We start from the raw sequence: 22,306 nt of genomic DNA on the forward strand, positions 1-22,306 counted from the left end.
GGCAGGGTCTCTTCGACCGGAGCCGCGGGGGTGTCGACCACCGGAGCGGGGGTCTCTTCGACCGGAGCCGCGGGGGTGTCGACCACCGGAGCGGGGGTCTCCTCGACCGGAACCACGGGGGAGTCGACCACCGGGGGCAGGGTCTCTTCGACCGGAACCACGGGGGTATCGACCACCGGAGCGGGGGTCTCTTCGACCTGAGCCGCAGGGGTGTCGACCACCACAGCGGCGGGTTCTTCGGCGAAGATGAACTGGGCCGCAGTGAGCGAGACCGCGCTGGTGTCGGCCACCAGCATCGATTCCGCTCCGATGGTGATGCGAGCACCGCCGCGAGCGGCGTTGATCGAGACCAGCTCGGCAAAATTCGCCGCCGTCACGCCCAGGGCGCTGAGGTCGATCTTGTCGAGGTCGGCCGCGAAATCGGCCACGGTATCACCATTGCCGAAAGCGAAGATGTCGTTGCCGGTGCCCCCGGTCAGCTCGTCATCGCCTTCGCCACCGTAGAGGTAGTCGTTACCCGAGCCCCCCGAAAGCATGTCGTCGCCTTCGCCGCCGTCGAGGGCGTCATTGCCCGAACCGCCGGAGATGACGTCGTCGCCGAACATCCCGTAGAGGAAGTCGTCGTTCGAGCCGCCGGCCAGGCGATCGTCGCCCGCGTCGGCCATGAGGATGTCCGAGGCGCTACCGCCCTGGAAGTCCTGATCGAGCACCGGTACCGCTTCGATAACGGGGGCCGGGGTTTCGAGCGCGACCGGCGCGATATCCGCGGTGGTCATCGGGGCGTGTTCCGTCGCCGACAGGACAGTGCTGTGCGACAACATGCCAGGAGTTGCTGGATCCATGTTGACGATGTCCTGAGGCCTCAGGTCACCGATGATCGTGTCCTGGCCGCCGTTCGAGGTGAAGACGATACGGTGCGCGGATTCGAGCGCCGAAATGTCAACCGTGTCGTTGCCGGTGTTGCCATCGATGGTGATGGTGTTGAAATTGAGGCTGGTCTGGTTAAAGTCGCCGACCACCGTGATGCTGTCGCCCGAGACAGTGCCGCCGCTGGCGCCGCCGGGAGAGGTCACACGCAGGGTGCTGACGATGATTTCCTCGATGTTGTCGAGTTCGGCCATCACGGCGCCGTTGCGGGTGATGACGATTTCGGTGTTGGCATTGAGCACCACGCCCGGGATCGCAGCGATTGCTGCTGCACGGGTGTAGATGATGAAGGCCTCGGCTGTCGTGGTATCCGTTGTGACAGTGAAGGTGTCTTCGTCAGCACCGCCGTCAACGAAATCACGTCCACCGGTGGCGCTTGCCTGGGTGATCGAGTCCGCACCGCCACTGGCGTAGACGAGGTCGTTGCCGCTTCCGCCGTTGATGGTGTCGTTGCCCGCCAGAGCGAAGATCGCTTCGTTGCCGGCGCCACCGTTGATGGTGTTGGCCAGCGTCGTACCTGTTACCACAGTGTGGTTCGTGCCGTTGAAACGCAGGGTCTCAACCGTCGCAACAGTGTCGACGCCTTCGGCACCCGTGTTGTCGGTCACGGTGATGATCGTGCCATTCGAGCTCAACGTGAAATTGCTGCTCGCCCCGGCATAGGCAGCCGTGTCGGTACCCGTGCCACCGTTGATGGTGTCGTTACCGGCACCGCCCCTGATCACATCGTTGCCGTTGCGGCCATTGAGCACGTCGTTGCCGCCAAGGCCGTTCATGGTGTCCGACCCGCCAAGGACGTTCGACGCATCGGCACCATTGGCAACGTCGTCGCCGGCTGTCCCGTTGAAGGTGGTGAGCAGCAGCGGGGTACCCGTCCAGCTGTCCCCGACCACACCGGTGGCGGTCGACGTCAGGCTCTCGGCCGTGCCGATGCCGTCAGTGAAGCTCGCCGTGACCCGCAGGATCGAACCGACCTGGGCCTGACCCGGCGTGAAGCTAGCCGCATTTGCCCCGGCGATGTCCGTCCAGGTGGTGCCGTTGTCGGTCGAGGCTTGCCACTGGTAGGACAGGGTGCCCAGCCCGTTCTCGTCGGCAATGCTGCTGACGTTGAGGGTCAAGGACTGGCCTTCAAGCGGCGTCTGGTCGCTGACAACCGGAGCACCGGTCGCCGCCACAGGGCCGCGCACGATTGCCGAGGTCGCCGCCGAGGTCAGGGTTTCCAGCGTGCCGGTGGTGACGTCGGTGAAGGTGGTGACGACCTTCAGCAAGCCACCGATCTGCGCCGTTGTCGGCGTGAAGCTGGTGCCGGTCGCGCCGGCGATATCGCTCCAGGTCGCCCCGTTGTCGGTCGAGATTTGCCACTGGTGGGACAGCGGACCAACGCCGTTGGCATCGGCAATCGTTGCGGTATCGATCGTCAGGACCTGATCGGAGAACGGCGTGGTATCGCTGATGATTGCAGCACCGGTCGCGGCCTCCGGAAGATCCGCCACAGGAGCGGTCGGAGCCGAGACGAGGACTTCAGCCGTTCCTAGCCCATCGGTAAAGGCAGTCGAGACGCGCAGGATCGAACCAACCTCTGCCTGTGCGGGGGTAAAGCTAGCTTCAGTCGCACCAGCGATATCAGTCCACGTGACGCCGTTGTCGGTAGAGGCCTGCCACTGATAAGCAAGAGTTCCCACACCGTTGATGTCGGCAATGCCGCTGACATCGACGCTAAGGGCCTGCGTTTCAGTGGGCGTCAAATCGCTGATCATCGGAGCACCCGTGGCAGCGATTGGACCCTCCACGATTGCTGCAGTCACTGCCGAGGTCAGGGTCTCCAGCGTGCCAGTGGTGATGTCGGTGAAGGTCGTGACAACCTGCAACAACGAACCGATCTGCTCGCGCGTCGGCGTGTAGCTGGTGCCGGTTGCGCCATCAATGTTCGTCCAGGTCGCACCATTGTCGGCCGAAACCTGCCATTGGTGGGAGAGCGGGCCGACCCCGTTGGCATCAGCAATCGTTGTGGTGTCGATCGTCAGCACTTGACCGGCGAACGGAGTGGTGTCGCTGATGATCGCAGCGCCGGTCGCAGGTTCGGGCAGATCGGCAACCGGAGCGGTGGCAGCCGAAGTCAGCGACTCCGGGGTCCCGGTCAGGTCGAACCACGAGACCTGCACCCGCACCAGCGATCCCACCTCGGCCTGCGTCGCGGTGAAGCTGGCGGCGGTGGCGCTGGCGATGTCGGTCCAGGTCACACCATTGTCAGTCGAGGACTGCCACTGGTAGGCCGGGTCGATCACGCCGTTGGGGTCGATGATGGTGGAAAGGTCGACAGTCAGCACCTGACCTTCCATCGGCGTGGTGGCGCTGAGCGTCGGCGCACCGGATGCGGGCACCGGCACCACGGCATTGATGTCATAGATGACGGGGTTCCCGTCGGCGTCGACGAAGCTCAGCTTCTCGATGTTGAACAGGCGGTCGGTGCCGTCGGTCTCGTTGTTCGCCAGCACGGCATTGTGCGTCACCGTGGTCGAACCGTCGGCGTTGCGGACAAAGCTGTAGTTGGTGTGGATGTCCCGGAAGACGGCCACGTCCTGGTCACCTGCCTGATTGCCGTCGAGGATCTCGCGGATGATCGAAAGCTGGCCGGGGTTGAGCGAACGGTCGAGCATCAGCTGGTCGAGCGTCCTGCCGCCGAACAGCAGGTTGCCCTGCAGATCGACGACCTGGCTGGTCATGTCCTCCGCCGAAGCCATCGGGTTGCCGTCGAGATCGTTGATGCCGATGCGCACGTTGAGCCAGCGGTCGCCATCGATGATGTCGTTGCCGCCATCGCCCTTGATGATGTCGCTGCCGCCACCACCAATGATGATGTCGTGAGCACCATCATTGATGTCGGTCGCAGTTCCGTTGGCATCGAACACCACGTCGGCCGCATCGCGCACCAGCACGGTGATGGTTTCTCCGCTCGTCGTGTTGAGGGTTTGACGGTCGAGATGGTTCACCAGCGCAGCGAAGCCGTCGATACGAGCCACCGACTCCTCGGTGAGCGCGCTCGAAAGCGACAGGAAGGGCGCAGTCGGATCGGGCACGGCGCCCGCGGCTCCGGGGGCAAGCGCCGCACCAAGCTGCTTGTCGCGGCCGGTCAGCACGTCGTTGAGATTCCAGCCCGAGAGGCCTTCGACGAGGTCGTACCTGTCGCGCAGGGTGAACTGCGGCTGGGTGGCAAACAGCGGGATCCCCATGTGCGAGTCAGCGGCAACGGGATTGCCCTTGTTGATCGCCCAGTCGAACCCGGCCATGCCGTTGTTGCGCTGGATGCCGACGCCCTGGAACATGATGTCGTCGCCGGATTCGCCGTCGTAGTCGGTGTCGTTCCCGTAGCCGTTCATCACGTCATGGCCGATGATGGGGCTGTTGAAGAACAGTTCGGAGTTCTCGCCGGCGATGCCATCGAACCCGTCACCGCCTTCAAGCCAGTCGTCGCCTTCATTGCCCATGATGACGCTGGCGTCGTTGCCGCCCTTGGAGAAGTCGTTGCCTTCGCCAGAAGTGACGGTCTTCATGTCGCGTCCGCCGATAATGAAGTCCTGGCCGAGGCCGCCGAACAAGAGGTCTAGACCTTCGCCCGCACTGATCACGTCGTTGCCGGCATCGCCATGGATCACGTCGGCCGCGCCCACAGGGGTGCCGCTGTCGGTGATGATGTCATCGCCGGAGCCGCCGAAAATGTGGTCCACGCCCTGCCCGCCTTCGAGCCGGTCGTCACCGCCGTCACCCCACAAGGTGTCGTCGCCTTCGCCGCCGATCAGCGTGTCCGAAGCCTCGGTACCGCCGAGCACCACATGGTCGACGCCGGTATAGCGCAGGTAGTCGTTCACGCCGTCGCCATCCATATCCTTGCGGATGACCATCGGGCTGATCGCCTGGAGGATCATGTTGTCATGCACCGGATCCGCCATCGACTGCAGGCCCTGGTTCAGTTCGAGGATATAGGCCGGGGTCAGGAACAGCGAGCTCGGCAGGTGCGTCGCGTTGTCGGCATGGAGATCGGTGTTGCGCATCGCCAGTTCGGCCCAGGAGTCGGCTTCGAGCTGGTTCAGCAGGTTCATCCCCTGCGAACGACTGATGTAGTAGAAGCGGTCGCCCGCCTGAAGGTTCTCCATCTGCGCTTCGAAGATGAAGGTGAAGGTCGTGCCGAGCAGGCCGCCGAACGCCATCTTTTTCTCGGCAAGGCCGCCGATCCAGAAGTCGACGAGGTTGAGGCCCGTCTCCTGACCAGCCCAGGCGCCGGTGCCGTTGAGGAAGTCGAGCCGGTCTGCGGGCGCACCCGCCCCGCCCATGACGAGGCCGATCGCGGCGTCGCGCTTCTGCTCGACCGTCACCGCATCGAGGATCGTCTGGTGCTGACCATAGGCGGCAATGAAGTTGATCACCGAAGCCGGGGTCTTGATCGCCAGAGCGAAGTCAAACCAGTTGGCATAGGGTTCGAGCTGCGTGTCACCCGTCTGGGCGAAGAGGTCCGCACGCACCGCATTGAGCGAGGGCACGCCGGTGTCGCGACCACGGGCGATGTTGAGTGCGGCAAGGTCGAGCGGCAGGCCGACGAGGTTGTTGCGCAGCGCGTCGGTGACGAATTCGTCGATTTCGTTGCCGACCTGGCGGGTCATGCCGCGGATGATGGCCCCTGCGGATTCTTCTGCGGTGGTACCGGCCGCTTCGAATGCGACAGGGTTGAGGAAGGCCTCGACCAGACCCATGTCGGTCTGCGTCTGCCCGTCCGCACTGATCATCGGCACGGTCTCGTTGAGCTGCGAATGGCCGAAGCGGTAGACCGCATGGGCGAATTCGGCGGTCACGGCCGGATCGATGTCGACCGTATTCGAGAACACGAAGGCATCGATGTTGGGGCTGACGAGACGCACGAATTCTTCGAACACGAGGTGCTGGTAGACCTGCTCGGTGGTGAATCGGGCGGCATGGAACAGACGCTCGCCGTGCCACTGCAGCGTGGTGAGGTCGGCGGGGATTTCGGTGACGTCCACGGCCAGCCACTCGTTGAGCAGCGCCACATCGCCATTGGCGATCAGTTCGTTCTTGATCTGGTTGACGCGGTTGTTGTGTTCGGAGTGGAACACATGATGGATCGCGGTGAGTGCGATGTTCTCGTTGCCGCGACCGTCACCGACGATGTAGTGCTTGTCGAGCAGTTCGTTGTCGTAGGTCGCGCGGTTGCCGCGCTCGTCGAGCGGGATGGCATTGCCCACGTCGCTGTCGGCGTCGGCGGTCTGGCCGGCCTTCGGATTGGCGTTGTGCGCGATGTCGGCAAGGAAGACATGGCCGGTCGCCATCGCCGTGGAGGCCAGCACCGGTGCGGTAAGGTTGCCTTCGACCAGCGTATCCGGGCTGATCACCAGCTGCGGGAAGCCGTTCGCGCCGGGGATGAAATTGCCATAAAGATCGGTGGCGAGCAGCGGAACGCGGTGCACGTCCATGTCACCAAGCTCGATGCCGAGCACGTTGAGCGCCTGCGCCTTGATGTCGGCCCAGGTCGGCGGGCCGCCATTGGCGCCCTCGAGCAGCCAGCCGGTGGCAACGGGCTTGCCGTCGACCAGCTTGTATTCGCGCAGGAACACCTGATGCGACTCGTTCGAGGTATAGATCTGGTTGAGGTCGATCCACGGGGTGGTGACATTGGTGGCTTCGCGCACGTCGTCCGCCGTGCCGAGGATGCCGTCGGCGCCCGGCTGGTTGGTGGCGCGCGTCAGCACCATGAAGTTGGTCGGGCTGCCCGGCACATAGAGCGGATCATCCGGCTGGAGCGGGATGAACACCGTACCGCTGCCGCCCTTGTTGATCATGGTCAGGCCGTGATCGAAGAACTGGCCGAAGATCGTCATGAAGCCGTTGAGCGGCGCCGTGCTGCCGAGGTCGGTCATGACGTTGGGCAGGACGATCGATGTGCCCTCCACCCCGATCCCGGCGAGCGAAAGCTGCTCGACGGCATCGGCGACGGCGGCATCGCGCTGCGCGAGCGCGTTGGTGAGCAGGCCCGATGCCTCCTGGAGCGCAGCGCCTGTGTCACTCGCTGTCAGCGAACCGGCAGCCGTGAAGGCGCTCTCGGCGGCTGCGAAGTTTGCCTGGGCGCTTTCCGCGGCAATGATCGCGGTGCGCGCCAGATCGGCGCTGGCCATCACACTGTTGTAGAGCGCGCCGCTGGTGATGCCGACCGATGTAAGGGCGGTCATGACCGCGACCTGGTTCTTGAGCGACTGATCGGCGATCAGGTTGGAGATCATGCGCGGGTCGGCGTCATAGACCGAGCCCGAGGTCTGGGCATAGCTGGTTGGCTGGCCCGTGCTCGGGTTGGCGTCAGCCGCGATCCAGGTCGGAGTGGTCTGACGCGGCATCAGCTGGTCGGCCGAACCGCCCGTGGGAGTGACGAGGTTGTTGTATTCGCCGCTCACAGTCCGAAGACCGTAGGGAGTCAGAGCATTTAGAGGATTGCCGAGATTGTCGACAAGCTGACCAGTGGCAGAATGGTTCTCAGCGATTTTAATCTGCTTCAGAATATGAACGAGATCATTGATGTTCAACTTGAGCACTGACTTTACTCCCCACATTACCGTCAAATGGACACCCGCGGTCATTAGATTGTGCGGCTGGCTAGGAACGGAAAAAACTCGGAAATGAGATTTCGATGGGGGCGTCTATTCACGAACGTCCGAAAAAAACAACTGCGTGGCCGAATAATTAACTATAAATACCGTTTCATTCCAAAAATTTAAGAAAATATTTACCATTAATACGAAATCTGTTAACTATTCATCATCCTGAAAATCATCGATTTCCCGATCATTCCATAAAGAACAAATTTCCTATGGGTTTTAGGGCTGGCATTACCGTAAATCCGAGCATCATGACGATTAACCAGCAATAGAAATCATGGCGCTGCCGAATCGCCGATGATCCCGGTCATCTGATGGTGTCAAAAATGGCCTCCCAAGGCGATGGCGGCGCCCGCTCATCATGCGATCCGCCCCATGCGAAAGCGGGGCTTTGGGTGCGCTGTGAACCACGACCGCCTATTCAGCGGCGTGATCCCTGCTTGGACGCTGCCCGGGCCTTTCGCACTAACGCAACCCCCCTTGCCGAGGTTTCGGCACTGGCGGCGCCGCCGGAGCTGTAGCCCATCCTTACGGGTGTATACACTAGCGCGTCGGCATGGCGTAGACGTTAAGGAGGATAAGGCGGATAAGTTAGCAAATGCCCCGGCCCAAGCCAGCGCCGCAATCGGTTTCCGGATGATCCGTCTTTAATACAGGGTGGGACACTTTCAGAATGTATCCATTCTATCTTAATCAGACATCTGTAATCAAAGAAGAATTACAGCCAAGTGTTTCCGGTCGAGAGGCGTATTGCACGGTCATTATTGTCGACGGCGGTGTTGATAGCCGCGATGCAACCGGCGAAGCGATGCAAAAGCTTGGCTATCACTGCCTGGTATCGGCCGATCCGATAGGCGCCATCGAGTTGCTCGAGAATGAACCGGGAATTGGAGTTGTCATCGCCGATGCATCGACAGCCTTCGGGGATGATTTTAATCTTCTGGAAGAAATTGACGCGCGGTTCGGTCTGCTTCGACCGGTCGTGCCAATCATTATGGCGGATATGCCATCGTTGGATATTGCCACCCGGGCGATGCATGGAAATGCAGTCGATCTTCTGAGCAAGCCCTTAAGTGATGAAGAATTGGCGCGCGCGCTGCGCAGAGCCTTTTTGCGGCGCTCTCAACTAGCGAGCATAAAACTTTTAGCGGCCTTTGCGTCGGCCCAACCGATTAATGAGTGTGAGAAGGGCAACACCAGGGCCAATGCGCTTGACGCGGCCCCGGAGCAGACGCTGATAAAGCTGATACGCAGGACGAAAGCCTTCCGGCAACGACGCAATGAATATCTGGGGAGCGAGCTGTTCTCTGATCCGGCCTGGGACATTATCCTCGAACTGACGCTGGCAAAGCTGCAGGGAGAGCCGGTGCCCGTGTCGAGCGCCTGCGCCGCGGCGGCAGTCCCGTTCACGACGGCCTACCGTTACATCGGTAATCTGGTGGATCATCGGATGGTGCGCCGATGGAAGGATCCGCTCGATCAAAGGCGAGTTCTCCTGGAACTTGAGAACGAGACGCTTTCGGTCATGTCCGAAATAATGCTCAAGTCCGAAATATTCACTCGACCTTTGGAGGACTAGAAGCGCGTCATGCGATTGTAATCGTACACAATCGGCTTCGTCGGAGTGTATCCTTCAACCTCCGGTCCTTTCCAAATTTTGGACCTGAAAATTTTTTAAGGCGCTAAAATATGCTTTGGAAAGTTATTTTATTCAGCCTGTCGACAGTGGTAATTTCATTTATCCTTATGAAACTAATTGAAATATTTGCTGTCGAGGGTTGGCAGGACGAAAATGGCTTCCATCGCGGTCAAGAAAGTGAGAGCCGCGACGATCTTTGCCCGTGATAGCTTCTTCAGCATCATCACTGGGTAAATGCCTTGCGTATCTGATCGAGAAGGGGCTTCAAAAGATAGCTCATCAGTGATTGCTCGCCGGTGGCAATGTAGGCCTCGAGAGGCATGCCATTAACCAACGCTGTCTTACCGACAGCATCCAACTCGCGCCCGCTGCTATCGATCTTTACCTTGAAATAGGGTTGCCCGGTTTGCGGATCCTCGATCCGATCCGGGGAGATGAAGGCAACCGTCCCCAATATTTCGGGAGACGACTCCAACTGGAGTGTCGAGAAGCGGAGCCGCACATCCTGTCCGATCCGAACCTGTTCGATATCTGCGGGGCTGACCCGGACTTCCGCAAGCAGCTTGTCCTGGTCCGGCACGATCCGCAGAATGGTCTGGCCGGGCGGTACGAAACTTCCGGGCGTCACATAGGCGACCGAGTCCACAACCCCTGACTGCGGCGACCTGATCGTCGAGCGCTCGAGGGCATCCCCGGCATCGACCAGTCTTAAACGACCTTCACCGAGCTCGGTGACAACTTCGTTGAGTTCTTGACCAGCCGAAGTCCGCAAGTTCTGACGAGCATAACTGATCTCTCTGTTCGTCTCCGTAATCCGCGCCTGAGCCTGACGGATACCGGCCTCTGCAGCGGCGATTTCCCCCCTTAGCACGACGTCGGATCGCTCGATCTCGTTCAGTCTGTTGATCGTTACCAGTTCCTGTTGGTACAGCTTGCGAAGACCCTCAAGCTCTGGGGCCAGAAGCGCCTGCTGCTTGCGCAGCGAAGCAATCCGGCTTTGATGTCCCGCTATCTCTGCCTCAAGCTGCCGAAGTCGTGCCACCAACATGCCCACCTGGGCCTCGGTCTCCGCCCGTCTGGCTTGAAACAGCTCCTGCTCGCGCGCGAGTGAGGTCCCATCGGCGAGGTTTTTACCTGAGGGATCAATCGTGGCAAAGCCGGCATTGCCTGCGCCAAGGAGTTCGGCTTCCAGTCGCTTGCGCCGGGCCGCCAGCGCCGAGACACTATCTGCCGATACCGCAGCGGTCGTTTGGGCGACGTTCGTATCAAGCCGCAAAAGCACCTGACCTTCTGAAACATGCTGACCGTCTGCAACAAGCAAATCGGACAAAACTCCGCCTGTCGGGTGGGTTATGAGCTTTGTCTGACTGGAAGCCGACAGGCTGCCAGGGGCGATCACTGCACCGGATACGGTCACCACGGTCGATAGGGCAGTCATCGTTGCTGCGGTGATGCCGATGCTGAAATAGGCAATACGCGCCCGCCGCTTCAGGTTGGCTTCCGGCAGGGGGCTGTCAGCATCGAATAGGAAATCAGGTGTCATGGTCTGCTTTTCGCTTCCGGGTTGAACGTGCGGCTCAGACACGAGCGGCTTCGGCCTCAGGCATGGTCTGGACATTGCTCCGGTCCTTGATGGCCTGAAGCACAGCGTCGCGAGGGCCGAACGCAACGACCTTGCCGTCAGCAAGGTACAGAATGTGTGTGGCAAACCGCAGCATCGCCTGCCGATGTGTAACGACGACCGCGGTCGAATGATTCTTGCGCAAATTGATCAGGGCCGCGGCAAGCGCCTGCTCTCCTGCCGGATCCAAGTTGCTGTTGGGCTCGTCGAGCACCACCAGGCTGGGTTTCTGATACAAGGCGCGGGCAAGGCCGACACGTTGTCTCTGACCGGCGGAAAGTCGTCGCCCCTCCTCTCCCACTTCCGTTTCGTACCCATCGGGCAACTGCAAGATCAGTTCATGCACACCGGCGTGGGTTGCGGCCTCAATGATGCCTTCCGAAGTTGCGGATGGATCGAAGCGGGCGATGTTTTGTGCAACCGTCCCTTCTAACAGTTCGACCGTCTGCGGCAGGTAGCCGATGAGGCTGCCTAGGACGTCGCTGTCCCACTGAGCAAGCGTCGCACCGTCCAGCCGAATGGTTCCGCCGCTGGGGGGCCATATGCCCACCAGCGCCCGCGCGAGCGAGGATTTGCCAGCTCCACTGGCACCTATCACTCCCACGATCGAGCCCGGCTCGCAGGCAAAGCTTACGCCGTGGAGCGTAGGGGTCTCTTGCCCGGGAGGCACGATCTGCAACTCTGCAACGTCCAACTGACCCTTCGGCCTGTTCAAAGCCACGCGTGTTTCCGGGACTCCAAACTGAAGTAAGGTCTGATTCAGGCGAGCCCAACTCGTCCGCGCCGAAGAGAAATTTCGCCACTGGGCAATCGCCTGATCGATCGGGGCAAGCGCACGTCCTGCAAGAATTGAGCTGGCAAAGATAACGCCGCCCGATGTCTCTCCCGAAATGACAAGCCAAGCGCCTACAGCCAACAATGCGCTCTGGATGAACATCCGCATCGTTTTGCTAATTGTCGAAAGGACGATCAGCGTCTTGTTGACCTCAGCCTGCCGGAGGTTGAGTTGGGCATTGAGTGCAAGGAACATCCGCGCAAATCGTTGCCGCATGCCCAGTGCCTGGATCGTTTCAGCACCCCTGCGCTTGCGATCGAGCAGGTACTGCCTTTTCTGCCCCAGTTCGCTGATCGTGCTAGCGGATTTCTTGTGAAGCTGTTCCGTGACAACTGTCAGCGCGACCAGCACGCACGCGCCGACCAACGCGGCCACGCCAAGCCAAATGTGCAACATGGACAGAATGGCCAGGAAAAAGAGGATCCACGGAAGGTCCATGAACGCACTCGGGCCCGGGCCGGCGATGAAGTTCCGGACCTGCTCGAGATCGCGCATTGGGCCGCCCGTGCGATCTGCCGGATCATTCCTGATCGACAGCTCGTGTGCCGCCCGGATCGCCAATGGATTGATCGAGTGTTCAAGGCTGGAGGCGATGTCTGCGAGAACCGCGCTTCGTTGCACTTCGAAAAACCCTTGTGCCACATAGATAATAGCAGAAAGGCCGAAGAGGCCGAACAACGTCGACAAATTTTGTGATGGAAGCGCCCGATCATACACCATCATCATGTAAATAGACCCGTTCAAGACGAATATATTCACAATCACTGAAATTATAAAGATCGCGATGATCGCGCTATATGATCTTTTCAAAGAGGTCTTGAGATAATTATTTGACTCGCGAAATTCGGCGAGAAGTGCGGATTTCGGTTCCATTCAACGCTCTCCTTCTTCGCCAGAAAGCGGACCGGTCCACTGCGGTACGCCGAGCGTCGAGAAGCGGCGGACGATGCAATTCTGCTTTCCCAACCTCAGATCGTGACACGCCGCTTCGGCGGCCGCGAAGTCCGGGAAAGGCCCGAAAGCAAGACGGAACATCTCGTTTCCGGCGGATCTGAAGCTGGTGATGACCGGCCGTCCAGGCCCAATGAGTCGCTTGGTTTGGCCTTCGATCTCCTGCCAATGCTGCTGCGCGGAGGCCTGCGTGGAAAAGGCTGCCAATTGAATGACCCATTGAGTTGGCTCGAACCGGGTGCTTGGACGAACAGGTTGCGGGGAGAATTCGGGTGTGGCCTTCCGGACGACAGGCGTTTCCTGGCGCTCGGGCGCGGCAGGTCGCACCGGCGGCACTGGAGAGCTGGCTGCCGCAATCGGCAGGTCTTCCACTGCGATTTTTGGCCACGGACCAGCACTCGAAGAAGCGGCGAGCTCCGGTTCGTCGGTCTCCGGGGCGAATGCCAGATCGGACGTGAGGTCGGTTTCAGGCTCGGGAACCAGCTCGGTAGCGCGGTTCCCGACACCCAAGTGATGCGCCTGAGTCCGCCCCATCGTCGTAAGCAGCGCGAATGCGGCCACGTAAGAATCCCGCTGCGCTGACACTAGCTGAACCTGAGCATTACGCAGCTCTTGTTCGGCATTGAGGATGTCGAGGATCGTGCGAGTTCCCACGTCGCTTTCTGCACGGACGCCGGCCAGAGCACTGCGCGCCGCCGTGACGGCGCGTTGACTTGCCATGACGACTGAGCTGGATGCCTGCCAGTTGGCGTATTCGCTTCTGGCTTGTGCAGTCAGTCTCCGCTCAAGATCGCTCACTGCAAGGAGCGCTTGGTTTTCCCTGAGGTTGGCTTCGCGGATACTGGCGGACGTTCGGCCACCCTGGAATAGCGGAACATTTATCGAAAAGCCGACGGTCGCCCCGAAACGGCTGTTATCTGCCTGCGCAGGAGCCTGCATGGAGTTTCCATAACGGCCATTGGCCACGGCAGACACAGAAGGCAACGCGCCCCCCCTTGCTGCGCGCCATTCGTAACGCCGGGCCTCGGAAACAGCGCGCGCCCGCAAGATATCGGGATTTTCGTCAACCGCCGATCTGGCCGCAGTTTCAGGATCCGGAGGCAGGTTCCGAAGAACCGGCATGGGAGCCAGATCGGTGGCCTGCATTCCTGTAACTCTCTGGAATTCCTCCATTGCCTCGATCAAGTTGGCCTCGGCCGTTTCCACCTCGCCTTGCGCAAGGGCAACGCGAGATTCAGCCTGCGCAACATCGGTCCGGGTCAGGTCGCGCACCTGGAAGCGTGCGCGCGTGGCATTGAGGGTCGTCGTCAGCGTATCCAGGTTTTCCCTGCTCAAAACCAGAATCTGGCGATCACGAATCACATTCGCATAGGCCGCGACAACTTCGGAGAAAACTTGCGCTTCGGCAGTTCGCTTGCCGACGTACGAAGCGTCAGATTGTGCCTTAGCTGCCTTGATTTGGTTCTTCACGCTCCCGCCGCGATAAAGGGGGAGGGAAATCCCCCCCTGGACGCTCAGCAGATCGGGGCCAATCCGGGGTCCGACAACAGCTTCGTTGACACTGAGGCTTGCATTGACTTCTGGAAGTCCTGCGGCTCTGGAAATGGTGACCCGCTCGAGATCGGCCTCGTGCTCTGCGGCGGCATTGGCGATGATTTCGCTCCGCGAATAAGCAGCTTGCAGCGCTTGCGTCAGATCTTCAGCCAGGCACGGTCCCTCAATATTATAGACAAGCGCGCCAATGCAAACAACAGGCAGAAGTAACTTTATGGACCTCTGCCTATGTTGGACGACCAATCCCGAATAGATTGAAATTTGGTGCTTGTTTTGCATGGAAAATTGTGTAAAAGATATGTCCTAATCACCCGTTAAGCCCCGCAAGTTCCGATCAATAAATAAGTTTCAATTCAGATTGAAATACTTTCAGTTTGAAAATGCATGATCGGAGTGGTGGAGCGATCCAATGACCCCTATTTGTAAGAGCGGGGTAATTGGCGCTGCCGCGCAAAAGCCCTTTTTTGCGTTTCACGGCAGGTGGTGCGGATTGATGTAGAGTGCAGCGGACTGGTCAGCGCCGCTGCCGACGGCAGCGAAATTCCGCAGGATGTCAGTGCAGGGGCGTCTGGGGGGGGGCGAGGGGCAGGGCCGGCGGGCAGGGCCAGTGGCGCAGGGCGCCAGCGACTTTGATCAGGCCAAGGACCTGGAGAGCAAAGTGGAGGAGCTTTGCTCGGTCAACGCGATCTCGCGTATGGGTCGCCTGCGACTTCAGCATATATCTCAAGTGCAGCGGGCTAGAGGGCATTGGCGCCGGGGCAAATGAGGGGCCTAGTGCCGCGCCGATGTGCGGAAAGCGGGAGGCCTAATCTACCTGAACATCGCCATTAGCGCCGCCGAGGTCGCAACTGCATAAAGCGCCTGCGCCATAAACATTCTCGGCCGAAGCGTGTAGATGCCGTGTAATGAAAACATCTCTGATTAAATCAAATTAAAATTACGTGCAATCAAGATTGCCTGAGTGCGACTATTCACGCCCAATTTTGCAAAGATCATCTTGACATGCATCTTTATCGTTGCCTCAGTGAGCTTCAGGTCCCTCGCAATCTGCTTGTTTGACAGGCCTGAGCAGATGCAGCGCAAAACCTGCTCCTGACGCGGCGTCAACGTCGGGGTGTCCGCGTTGCCAGCCTGACCGGCAGAACCGGAATATGGTGGGACAAAACTGCCGTTGATGACGCTGACAATTGCGACCTTGAGCTTTTCGACCGACATTGTCTTGCTGAGCACCGCAACCGCACCCGAGCGCAGAGCCGCTGCGGCTGTACCATCTGTCGCTACACCCGTAAGGAGCATGACCGGGCGGGGATCTTGTGCAGCAACTATTCGCCTGAGGCCGAGAAGTCCGTCCATGCCGGGGATCTGGTAATCAAGCAGGACGAGATCGAACGGGCCCTCATGTGCAATCCCGACCAACGCCTCGTCAACTGTCGAAGCAAGTTCGACCGTAAACTCCTCGTCCGCCTCAAGGTAGGCCTTGAGCGCATCCCTAAGAAGATCGTGATCATCGGCGAATAGGATCCGCATTACGCACCTTCAACACTCGTGTTATTAAGCAGGCGGATAAGTGCCTGATTAAGACTGTTGGAAATAGCTGACTTTATGATTCGTTCGTCGAAAAGCGAGGGGGAGACTTCTATTTCGATTTCGTGCAGAGCGGTGCACAGCAGGATGGGAAGCGGCGGCCACATGTCACGAATTCGCGCTGCCAGTTGCGCGCCGTTCATTTCCGGCATGTCGTAATCAAGAATAACCGCGTCCCAACCTGATGGATTGGCTTTCAGTTCTTGGAGCGCCTGAAGCGGAGAATTCATCGTAATCGCCTCCGCCCCCAGCTTGCTTACCTCACTTGCAATGAGATCGAGAACCGACGGGTTGTCATCGACAATCAAGATTCTTGCGTCCGCAAGTTGGTGCTCTGGGCTGACGTCCTCGCCGTAGCGGTGCTCAAGGGGCGTGTGTCGAGCGGCCAGGTCAGCTGGAATGTCGTCCCGTGCGCCCCGCTTTTGACGTTGATTGAACCACCTGCTTCGGCGATCATTTCCGATACGACACTGAGGCCCAGCCCCATGCCGTAAGATTTCGTGGTATGGAATGGCTCGAATATGCGCGCGAGTTCTTCTTCTGCGATGCCACAGCCGGTGTCTCTCACGGTGATCAGCGCACTTGGCAGTTCGGGCTTCTCGCCAATCATCGGCTTCGATATCCGTCGCGCCGGATTGAGCCGCTCAAGGGTGACCTCGATCGACCCCGCTCCATCGGCCGGCAGTGCATCGCGGGCGTTGTTGCAAAGATTTATCATCACGCGCAGGAATTCGGTCTCAACCGCCTTCAGCGCGATATCGTCCTCTTGCGCCTTGAGCCTGATGGAGTGATTGGGCTTCAACGTAACAGCGGTGAGTTCGATGACGGTTTCGAGGGCCGATTTCGCATCGAGCGCACGGGGCGGCTGCTTGGCAGTATTTGGCGCAAGCACCGAATCGAGCAGGCTGCTTGCCTGCTTCGCGACGCCTTCGATCCGCTTCAGTTCAGGTGGGCACGGCCGACACTTGGTCCGCAGCGTGGTTGCCGAGAAACCTATAACCGCAATGAAGTTTGCCAGATCGTGAGCCACGCCGGAAACCGCGCGGCTGATCATCTCCTTGCGCTTAACCAGCAACAGTCTCTCGCGCGCGCGAATGCGGTCCCTCGTCGCACGCTTGATTTCTCCGATATCGCGGGTCGTGCATACCAGTCCGCCAGAAGGACTTTGCGCAAGCGTTACGTCCTGCTCGACAATGCCGCCGTCCCGCCGAACACCACACGCCTCTCCCCGCCAGCTGCCCTCCTTGAAAACCGACGGCATAGCGACCTGTTCGATGCGCTGGGCTTCCTGGCGGTCATAAAGGATCGACCAATGCCGTCCGACAAGCGCGGTCGCATCGCTATAGCCGAACATCGTGCAGTGGGCACGATTCAGATAGGTGAAGAAGCCCTCCGGGTCGGTGATCGCCACGCCGTCCGAGGTCGCCTCAATTGCAGAAAACTGATCCTCCAGTTTCCGCTGGTAAGCATCCCGCTGGTCCTCGAGATTGCGGCGCTCACTGGAGTCTCGAACGATTGCGGCATAGCCTGCCGGCTTCCCGGTTTCGGAATCCTCCCAGTGAGTAAGCGACAGTTCGACCGGGACCAATCGGCCGTCGCGACAAAGAGCGGTGACGGACGTCGTTTTCCCCAAAAGCCGTGATTGCCCCCCTTCGGTCAATCGCCGCATTCCCAACAGGTGATTGGCCCGGTGAATTTCCGGTACGATAAGATGAAGGCTTTGGCCAATTATTTCATCGGCTCGCCAACCGAACAAATTTGCGGCGCCTTCGTTCCAATAGATTACGCGATTGTCCGGGTCGACAGCGACGAACGCATCACTCGTCGCTTGGGCAATGAGGTGGGACAACTTCTCCTGATCTTGATAATGCACGGATACTCACTTGCCTTCCCGTTTCGTCTAGACAAATGATGCGCTTTCGGATCGCCCGACCAGCACTGGACGGGAAACAGTGCATCCACAATCGTGCGGCTGTCGACGCTTGAGCCCGCTTCGACTTAGCCGGCCTTTGCCTCTCAAGGCCATACATCGGAACGGACGTATCCGTAAGAATGTCTTGTGTATATTAAATATGATATTTTTTTGCGGATTCGTCCCTAGCGAAACTACGTAATCTCACCCTCGCGTTATCTTCGTTTGTCGAGCCATGCCGATCTCGCCCTGGCCGATGCCGGCGTTCCACCAATCCCTTGCCGCTACATACTCTCTGCGCTGCTCGATGCGGATCCAGTCCCGTGCATAGATCCGAAGGCTCGCGATCTGGTCCCGCGTCAGCCGGTCGTCGAACATCACGCCGGTCAAAGCAGGAGCTTCCTGGTTGGAGTCCTTGCGGACGGCGACAGCGAAGATTTCGCATGGCCCGGCGCGCAGGTAGGTGCTTGCACCAAGAGAGAGCGGGCTCGCCGATCTGACAAGCGCACCGACCCCCGAAAGATCGAGGAGCTCGCACTCTAGAGTGCCATAGACGCAGGCGAGCTTTGCGGGGAAAGCCATCGGCATTCGCGGTAAGGCGCGCAGCTCGGGGATGGTGACATTTGCCATGCCCTTGCGGGTGAAATAACGCTCCACGAAGGTGACTCCAGCGAATTTTTCCAGGGGGACCAGTGTACCTGCCTCGACCACCGGTTCAGCCGCAGCTGCGATTACTGCCGCCCGAAGCGGCATCGGTGCCCCCTTTTGCAAATCGTCGTGCAGTTCTTCAGTTGCGGAACTTGCGGCGTGCCGGTTTCGATCGGGGTTGCCGACCGAGGATGGGGAATGTTCACGTTATCTGATTTCATCATCGAGGAGAATCATTCGGCTCAACGGAGAATTACCCCGGTGTGCCCGCCGCTCGATGCACCGGGACCAGACGTTACATCGAGCGGCGGTATCCGTAATGGCAGGGTGGCTACCTGAACGTGCTGCAACCGGAGACAGGGTCGCTGCCCACCTCAGTTAGCTCTTGCTCTTCTCATGCATTTTCAACGGTTCGAAATTTATTGTGAAGGCCTTGTTTGAAACGTCACAAGACATTTACGATAGAAATCACAATAAGCATAATAACCAATCCGTATTCAATAATATCTCCGCTGCTTGTATTTTCAAAAATACCGCGGGCGGAATCCAATATACTCATTCTCGTGTGCCACCTCCTCTTTAATTTTTTTGTTCTCTTGATTTTTTGAAAATAGCGATCCGACCTCTAAATATTTGTTAAAATAAGATTACCCATTCGGTATGCATTCGTTCGGATGTAATTCGGGGTCAAATGCCGCAGTCCGTATCAGCCAAACTTCAATGCGAGGCGCATTCGCGGTGGGCAAATGTCTAGGAAGGAGGGCGACGTGGCCTTCGTGATCGACGTCTGCGCCCGCCAAACCGCGGGCTGGCGGGTGAGCAGGGCGGCGCATGCCAGCTTCGTGCTGGATGCCCTGGAACAGGCGATCCATGATCGGCGTCCCGTCCAACGTGGCGGCCTGATCCACCCCAGCGACCGCGGCACCCAGTATGTCTCGATCAAGTATGCCGATCGCCTTGCCGAAGCCGGGATCGAACCGTCGGTCGGAAGCGTCGGCGACAGCTATGACAACGCCTGGCCGAGACGATCAACGGTCTTTACATGGCTGAGATGATCCACTGACGAGGACCGTGGCAATCCTTCGAAGCTGTTGAATGGGCCGCGCTCGAATGGGTGGACTGGATTGACAACCGACGCCTGCTCGCGCCCATCGGCAACATCCCGCCTGCCGAGGCCGGGGAGCGCTTTTACGCGATGCCGGAGGGTCCGGGCAGCATCCAAAGGCGAGCTATCATAGGGTCAGAGATTTTCTTGCGCCGCCCTGAGCTGCGAGGCGCTTGACGCCTTATCTCAACTGATTTAGTTGAGATGGTGCTGGAGGGGATTCCCTCCCGCAAGTCTGGCCCGCTCAAGGGCCCGCGGCATTTGATCAGGAAGCAGCTTGCTCCGCGTCACCAAAAGCTAAAGCGCGCGATGCTGGGGCGGCAGCGCCAGGCTTCGTGTTCCTCCCATTGATGATGAGGCAATACGATGCGAACCGACCCCTGTAGTCTCTGACAGCCATGACCGGACGCGCCCCGTTGCGGCGGCGTGTAGCCTGAAACAGCTCCTCGGTGCCGCTGCCGCTTCGTCGCGGCGCGCGCCCGGTTCTGCCTGTCCTTCATCCGCGACATCTTCATCGCCCGCTGCATGCGTCTCCCGCTGTGCCACCATGGCCTGCGGTGTGGGGAGGCTGCGCCTGTAGCGGGCCTTGCCAAGGCTTCTTTCTGACCCATGACACATTCTCTGTTCCTTTCGCGCAAGGCGCTGCTCCTGACCTCCGCCGCCGCAAGCCTTGCTATCGGTTCGGCGGCCCATGCTGCCGAGACCGTCCCTGCCACCGCGCTGGCCGAGGGGGCAGTCGATGCCGCCGGGACCGCCGAGGCTGACACCGGCAACACCATCGTCGTCACCGGCGTGCGCCGCCGCGATGAAGACGTGCAGACCATCCCGGTCGCGATCTCGGTCATCGATGCGGGCACGATCGAAGATGCGGGCATCAACCAGCTGGGCGATTTCCAGCAGCTCGTCCCCAGCCTCAAGGTGGTGAGCTTCAACCCGCGCAACACCAACATCAACATCCGCGGCCTCGGGGCGAACATCGCGCTCACCAATGACGGGCTCGATCCCGGCGTCGGCTTCTACATCGACGATGTATTCTACGCGCGGCCCGGGCACGGTCCTTGAACTCGCCGGGGTGGATCAAGCAGCCAGCAAGCCGGCCAGCCCTGGATCGGTCCGCCCGATCACCGGCCTCAGCTGGGCCTCGTGGCTGCGCGGCAAGGCGGCCGCGGTGCGCGGGCCGGGCGATGCGCTGGGCACCGAGCTGTTCGGCTCGCGCGCGCTGCGCCAGGGCGAATGGAAGATCACCGACATCGGCGATGGCCGCTGGCGCCTGTTCAACCTCGCCGCCGACCCGGGCGAGACGCGCGACCTTGCTGCGACCAATCCCGCCAAGCTTGCCGAGCTGGCGCGGCAATGGGAGGCCTATGCCAAGGCCAATAACGTCGTGATCCCCACCGAGGCGCGTTACCGGCCCTGAGGGTTTTCCGGTTGGGTGGCATCGTCACAGGCGCCTGCGTGTCATGGGTGGCCTGAACGTTGTCGGCACAAGGGGGGGCGAGCGTGGGCGGAGCGACCCCTCCGCCCACGCCGCAACAATCTGCTGGGAGCGCAGAGGGCTTTATGGCCGTGCCCGCGGGGATCGCCACCATCGCCTCACCCTTTTCACCACTTGAAGCCACGGCCAGGCGCGCGCATCAGCCCGCCTCGTGGCCGCAGGGCGATACAAGGGAAGGGTTCAAGCATGACGATCAGCAACGAAGCGCTGGAGATGGCCGCGAGGGTCGAGGCGTTCGTGCGCGGGCAGATCTTCGCCTACGAGCAGGACCCGCGCCGCGACCACCACGGCGCGCCGACCGACGCGCTGGTGATGGAGCTGCGCGAACTGGCGCGCGCGGCGGGTGTGCTGACTCCGCATATCCGCCCCGATGGCAGCCATTTCAACCAGCGCGAGACCGCGGTGATCCTCACAAGATCGGGCCTCACGCCGCTGGGAATGCTGGCCTGCAACACCCAGGCGCCCGACGAGGGCAACATGTATCTGATCGGCAAGGTGGGGAGCCGCGATCTGAAGGATCGCTTCCTCAATCCGCTTGTCTCGGGCCATGCGCGCTCGGCCTTCTTCATGACCGAGCCTGCCGAACTGAACGGGGCGGGTGCGGACCCTTCGATGATGATCACCACCTGCCGCAAGGATGGCAACCACTGGGTGGTGAACGGCAAGAAATGCTTCATCACCGGGGCCGAGGGCGCCAAGGTCGGGATCGTAATGGCGAAGTCAGAAGATCCTGACAGCGCGGGTGGGGCCTGCATGTTCCTCGTCGATCTGCCCGATCCGGCAATCCGGATCACCGGCGTGCCCAATACCATCGACAGCTCGATGCCCGGCAGCCATGCCGAAATCACCATCGACAACCTGCGCGTGCCTGCCGACCAGATGCTGGGCGATGCCGGCGAGGGGTTCAAATACGCCCAGATCCGCCTGTCGCCGGCACGCCTGTCGCACTGCATGCGCTGGCTCGGCGGGTGCATCCGCGCACAGGAAATCGCGACCGATTATGCCAACCGCCGCATGGCCTTCGGCAAACCGCTGATCGACCATGAGGGGGTGGGCTTCATGCTCGCCGAGAACATGATCGACCTGAAGCAGTGCGAGCTGATGATCGACTGGTGCGCGGGCGTGCTCGACACCGGATCGCTGGGCACAGCCGAAAGTTCGATGACCAAGGTCGCCGTGTCCGAAGCGCTGATGCGGGTCGCGGACAAGTGCGTGCAGGTGATGGGCGGGACGGGGGTGACCGACAAGACCATCGTCGAGACCATGTTCCGCGAGATCCGCGCCTTCCGCATCTATGACGGGCCCACGGAAGTCCACAAGTGGAGCCTCGCCAAGAAGCTGCGGCGCGACTGGAAGGCGGCGCAGGAGCACTAGCGGCGCGG

At 60.3% G+C, this 22,306-nt stretch carries 12 protein-coding genes and 1 pseudogene; 5 read left to right on the top strand and 8 right to left on the bottom strand.

Going from position 1 to position 22,306, the window contains the following annotated elements:
• On the bottom strand, positions 1-7,379 hold a 7,379-nt coding region (locus tag D620_RS16520; RefSeq protein ID WP_017664165.1), incomplete at its 3' end, for a peroxidase family protein.
• Positions 7,380-8,253: 874 nt separating this feature from the next.
• Between D620_RS16520 and D620_RS15650 the strand changes: the two genes are divergently transcribed.
• A complete protein-coding gene (locus D620_RS15650; protein WP_081596504.1) occupies positions 8,254-9,159 on the top strand; it encodes a response regulator in 906 nt (301 codons plus the stop codon).
• Positions 9,160-9,442: 283 nt separating this feature from the next.
• On the opposite strand, the gene D620_RS0102305 is transcribed toward D620_RS15650, so the two are convergent.
• The 7 genes from D620_RS0102305 to D620_RS0102350 all read right to left on the bottom strand — a co-directional run bounded on the left by D620_RS0102305 (position 9,443) and on the right by D620_RS0102350 (position 18,429).
• Complete coding sequence (locus tag D620_RS0102305; protein ID WP_026091889.1) at positions 9,443-10,762, bottom strand: HlyD family type I secretion periplasmic adaptor subunit; 1,320 nt, start codon at positions 10,760-10,762, stop codon at positions 9,443-9,445.
• A gap of 34 nt (positions 10,763-10,796) precedes the next feature.
• Positions 10,797-12,548, bottom strand: a complete 1,752-nt coding sequence (locus D620_RS14500) for a type I secretion system permease/ATPase (RefSeq protein ID WP_017664169.1) — start codon at positions 12,546-12,548, stop codon at positions 10,797-10,799.
• Complete coding sequence (locus D620_RS14505; RefSeq protein ID WP_081596506.1) at positions 12,549-14,459, bottom strand: TolC family outer membrane protein; 1,911 nt, start codon at positions 14,457-14,459, stop codon at positions 12,549-12,551. It abuts the gene before it with no gap.
• Positions 14,460-15,101: 642 nt separating this feature from the next.
• Complete coding sequence (locus D620_RS0102330) at positions 15,102-15,707, bottom strand: response regulator (RefSeq protein ID WP_017664174.1); 606 nt, start codon at positions 15,705-15,707, stop codon at positions 15,102-15,104.
• The gene (locus D620_RS0102335; protein WP_017664175.1) at positions 15,707-16,072 is read right to left on the bottom strand and encodes a response regulator; all 366 of its coding nucleotides are present in this window, start codon (positions 16,070-16,072) and stop codon (positions 15,707-15,709) included. The genes D620_RS0102330 and D620_RS0102335 overlap by 1 nt, the downstream gene beginning before the upstream one ends.
• A complete protein-coding gene (locus D620_RS0102340; RefSeq protein WP_033375983.1) occupies positions 16,069-17,637 on the bottom strand; it encodes a PAS domain-containing sensor histidine kinase in 1,569 nt (522 codons plus the stop codon). The genes D620_RS0102335 and D620_RS0102340 overlap by 4 nt, the downstream gene beginning before the upstream one ends.
• A gap of 243 nt (positions 17,638-17,880) precedes the next feature.
• On the bottom strand, positions 17,881-18,429 hold the full coding sequence (locus D620_RS0102350; RefSeq protein ID WP_017664178.1) for a PilZ domain-containing protein: 549 nt from the start codon (positions 18,427-18,429) through the stop codon (positions 17,881-17,883).
• 662 nt (positions 18,430-19,091) lie between these two features.
• Between D620_RS0102350 and D620_RS15500 the strand changes: the two are divergent.
• The 4 genes and pseudogenes from D620_RS15500 to D620_RS0102370 form a co-directional block, all read left to right on the top strand.
• Positions 19,092-19,606, top strand: a pseudogene (locus D620_RS15500) (DDE-type integrase/transposase/recombinase); the annotation flags it as partial.
• A 432-nt stretch (positions 19,607-20,038) separates the two neighbouring features.
• Positions 20,039-20,491 (top strand): TonB-dependent receptor plug domain-containing protein, encoded by a 453-nt coding sequence (locus tag D620_RS0102360; protein ID WP_017664179.1) that lies wholly within the window; start codon positions 20,039-20,041, stop codon positions 20,489-20,491.
• A gap of 10 nt (positions 20,492-20,501) precedes the next feature.
• Positions 20,502-20,846 carry a hypothetical protein gene (locus D620_RS0102365; RefSeq protein WP_033375985.1) on the top strand — a complete coding sequence of 115 codons (345 nt, stop codon included), beginning with the start codon at positions 20,502-20,504 and terminating at the stop codon, positions 20,844-20,846.
• A 264-nt stretch (positions 20,847-21,110) separates the two neighbouring features.
• Complete coding sequence (locus tag D620_RS0102370; protein WP_017664181.1) at positions 21,111-22,298, top strand: acyl-CoA dehydrogenase family protein; 1,188 nt, start codon at positions 21,111-21,113, stop codon at positions 22,296-22,298.
• Positions 22,299-22,306: the final 8 nt, after the last annotated feature.

The organism is Porphyrobacter sp. AAP82 (assembly GCF_000331285.1).
Classification (GTDB): Bacteria; Pseudomonadota; Alphaproteobacteria; order Sphingomonadales; family Sphingomonadaceae; genus Erythrobacter.

What these genes read in the sequence shown, in the direction of transcription:
- D620_RS0102350 (WP_017664178.1), bottom strand. Translation starts at nt 18,429, where the DNA reads ATGCCGCTTCGGGCGGCAGTAATCGCAGCTGCGGCTGAACCGGTGGTC.
- D620_RS0102330 (WP_017664174.1), bottom strand. Translation starts at nt 15,707, where the DNA reads ATGCGGATCCTATTCGCCGATGATCACGATCTTCTTAGGGATGCGCTC.
- D620_RS0102305 (WP_026091889.1), bottom strand. Translation starts at nt 10,762, where the DNA reads ATGACACCTGATTTCCTATTCGATGCTGACAGCCCCCTGCCGGAAGCC.
- D620_RS0102360 (WP_017664179.1), top strand. Translation starts at nt 20,039, where the DNA reads ATGACACATTCTCTGTTCCTTTCGCGCAAGGCGCTGCTCCTGACCTCC.
- D620_RS14500 (WP_017664169.1), bottom strand. Translation starts at nt 12,548, where the DNA reads ATGGAACCGAAATCCGCACTTCTCGCCGAATTTCGCGAGTCAAATAAT.
- D620_RS14505 (WP_081596506.1), bottom strand. Translation starts at nt 14,459, where the DNA reads ATGCAAAACAAGCACCAAATTTCAATCTATTCGGGATTGGTCGTCCAA.
- D620_RS0102370 (WP_017664181.1), top strand. Translation starts at nt 21,111, where the DNA reads ATGACGATCAGCAACGAAGCGCTGGAGATGGCCGCGAGGGTCGAGGCG.
- D620_RS15650 (WP_081596504.1), top strand. Translation starts at nt 8,254, where the DNA reads ATGTATCCATTCTATCTTAATCAGACATCTGTAATCAAAGAAGAATTA.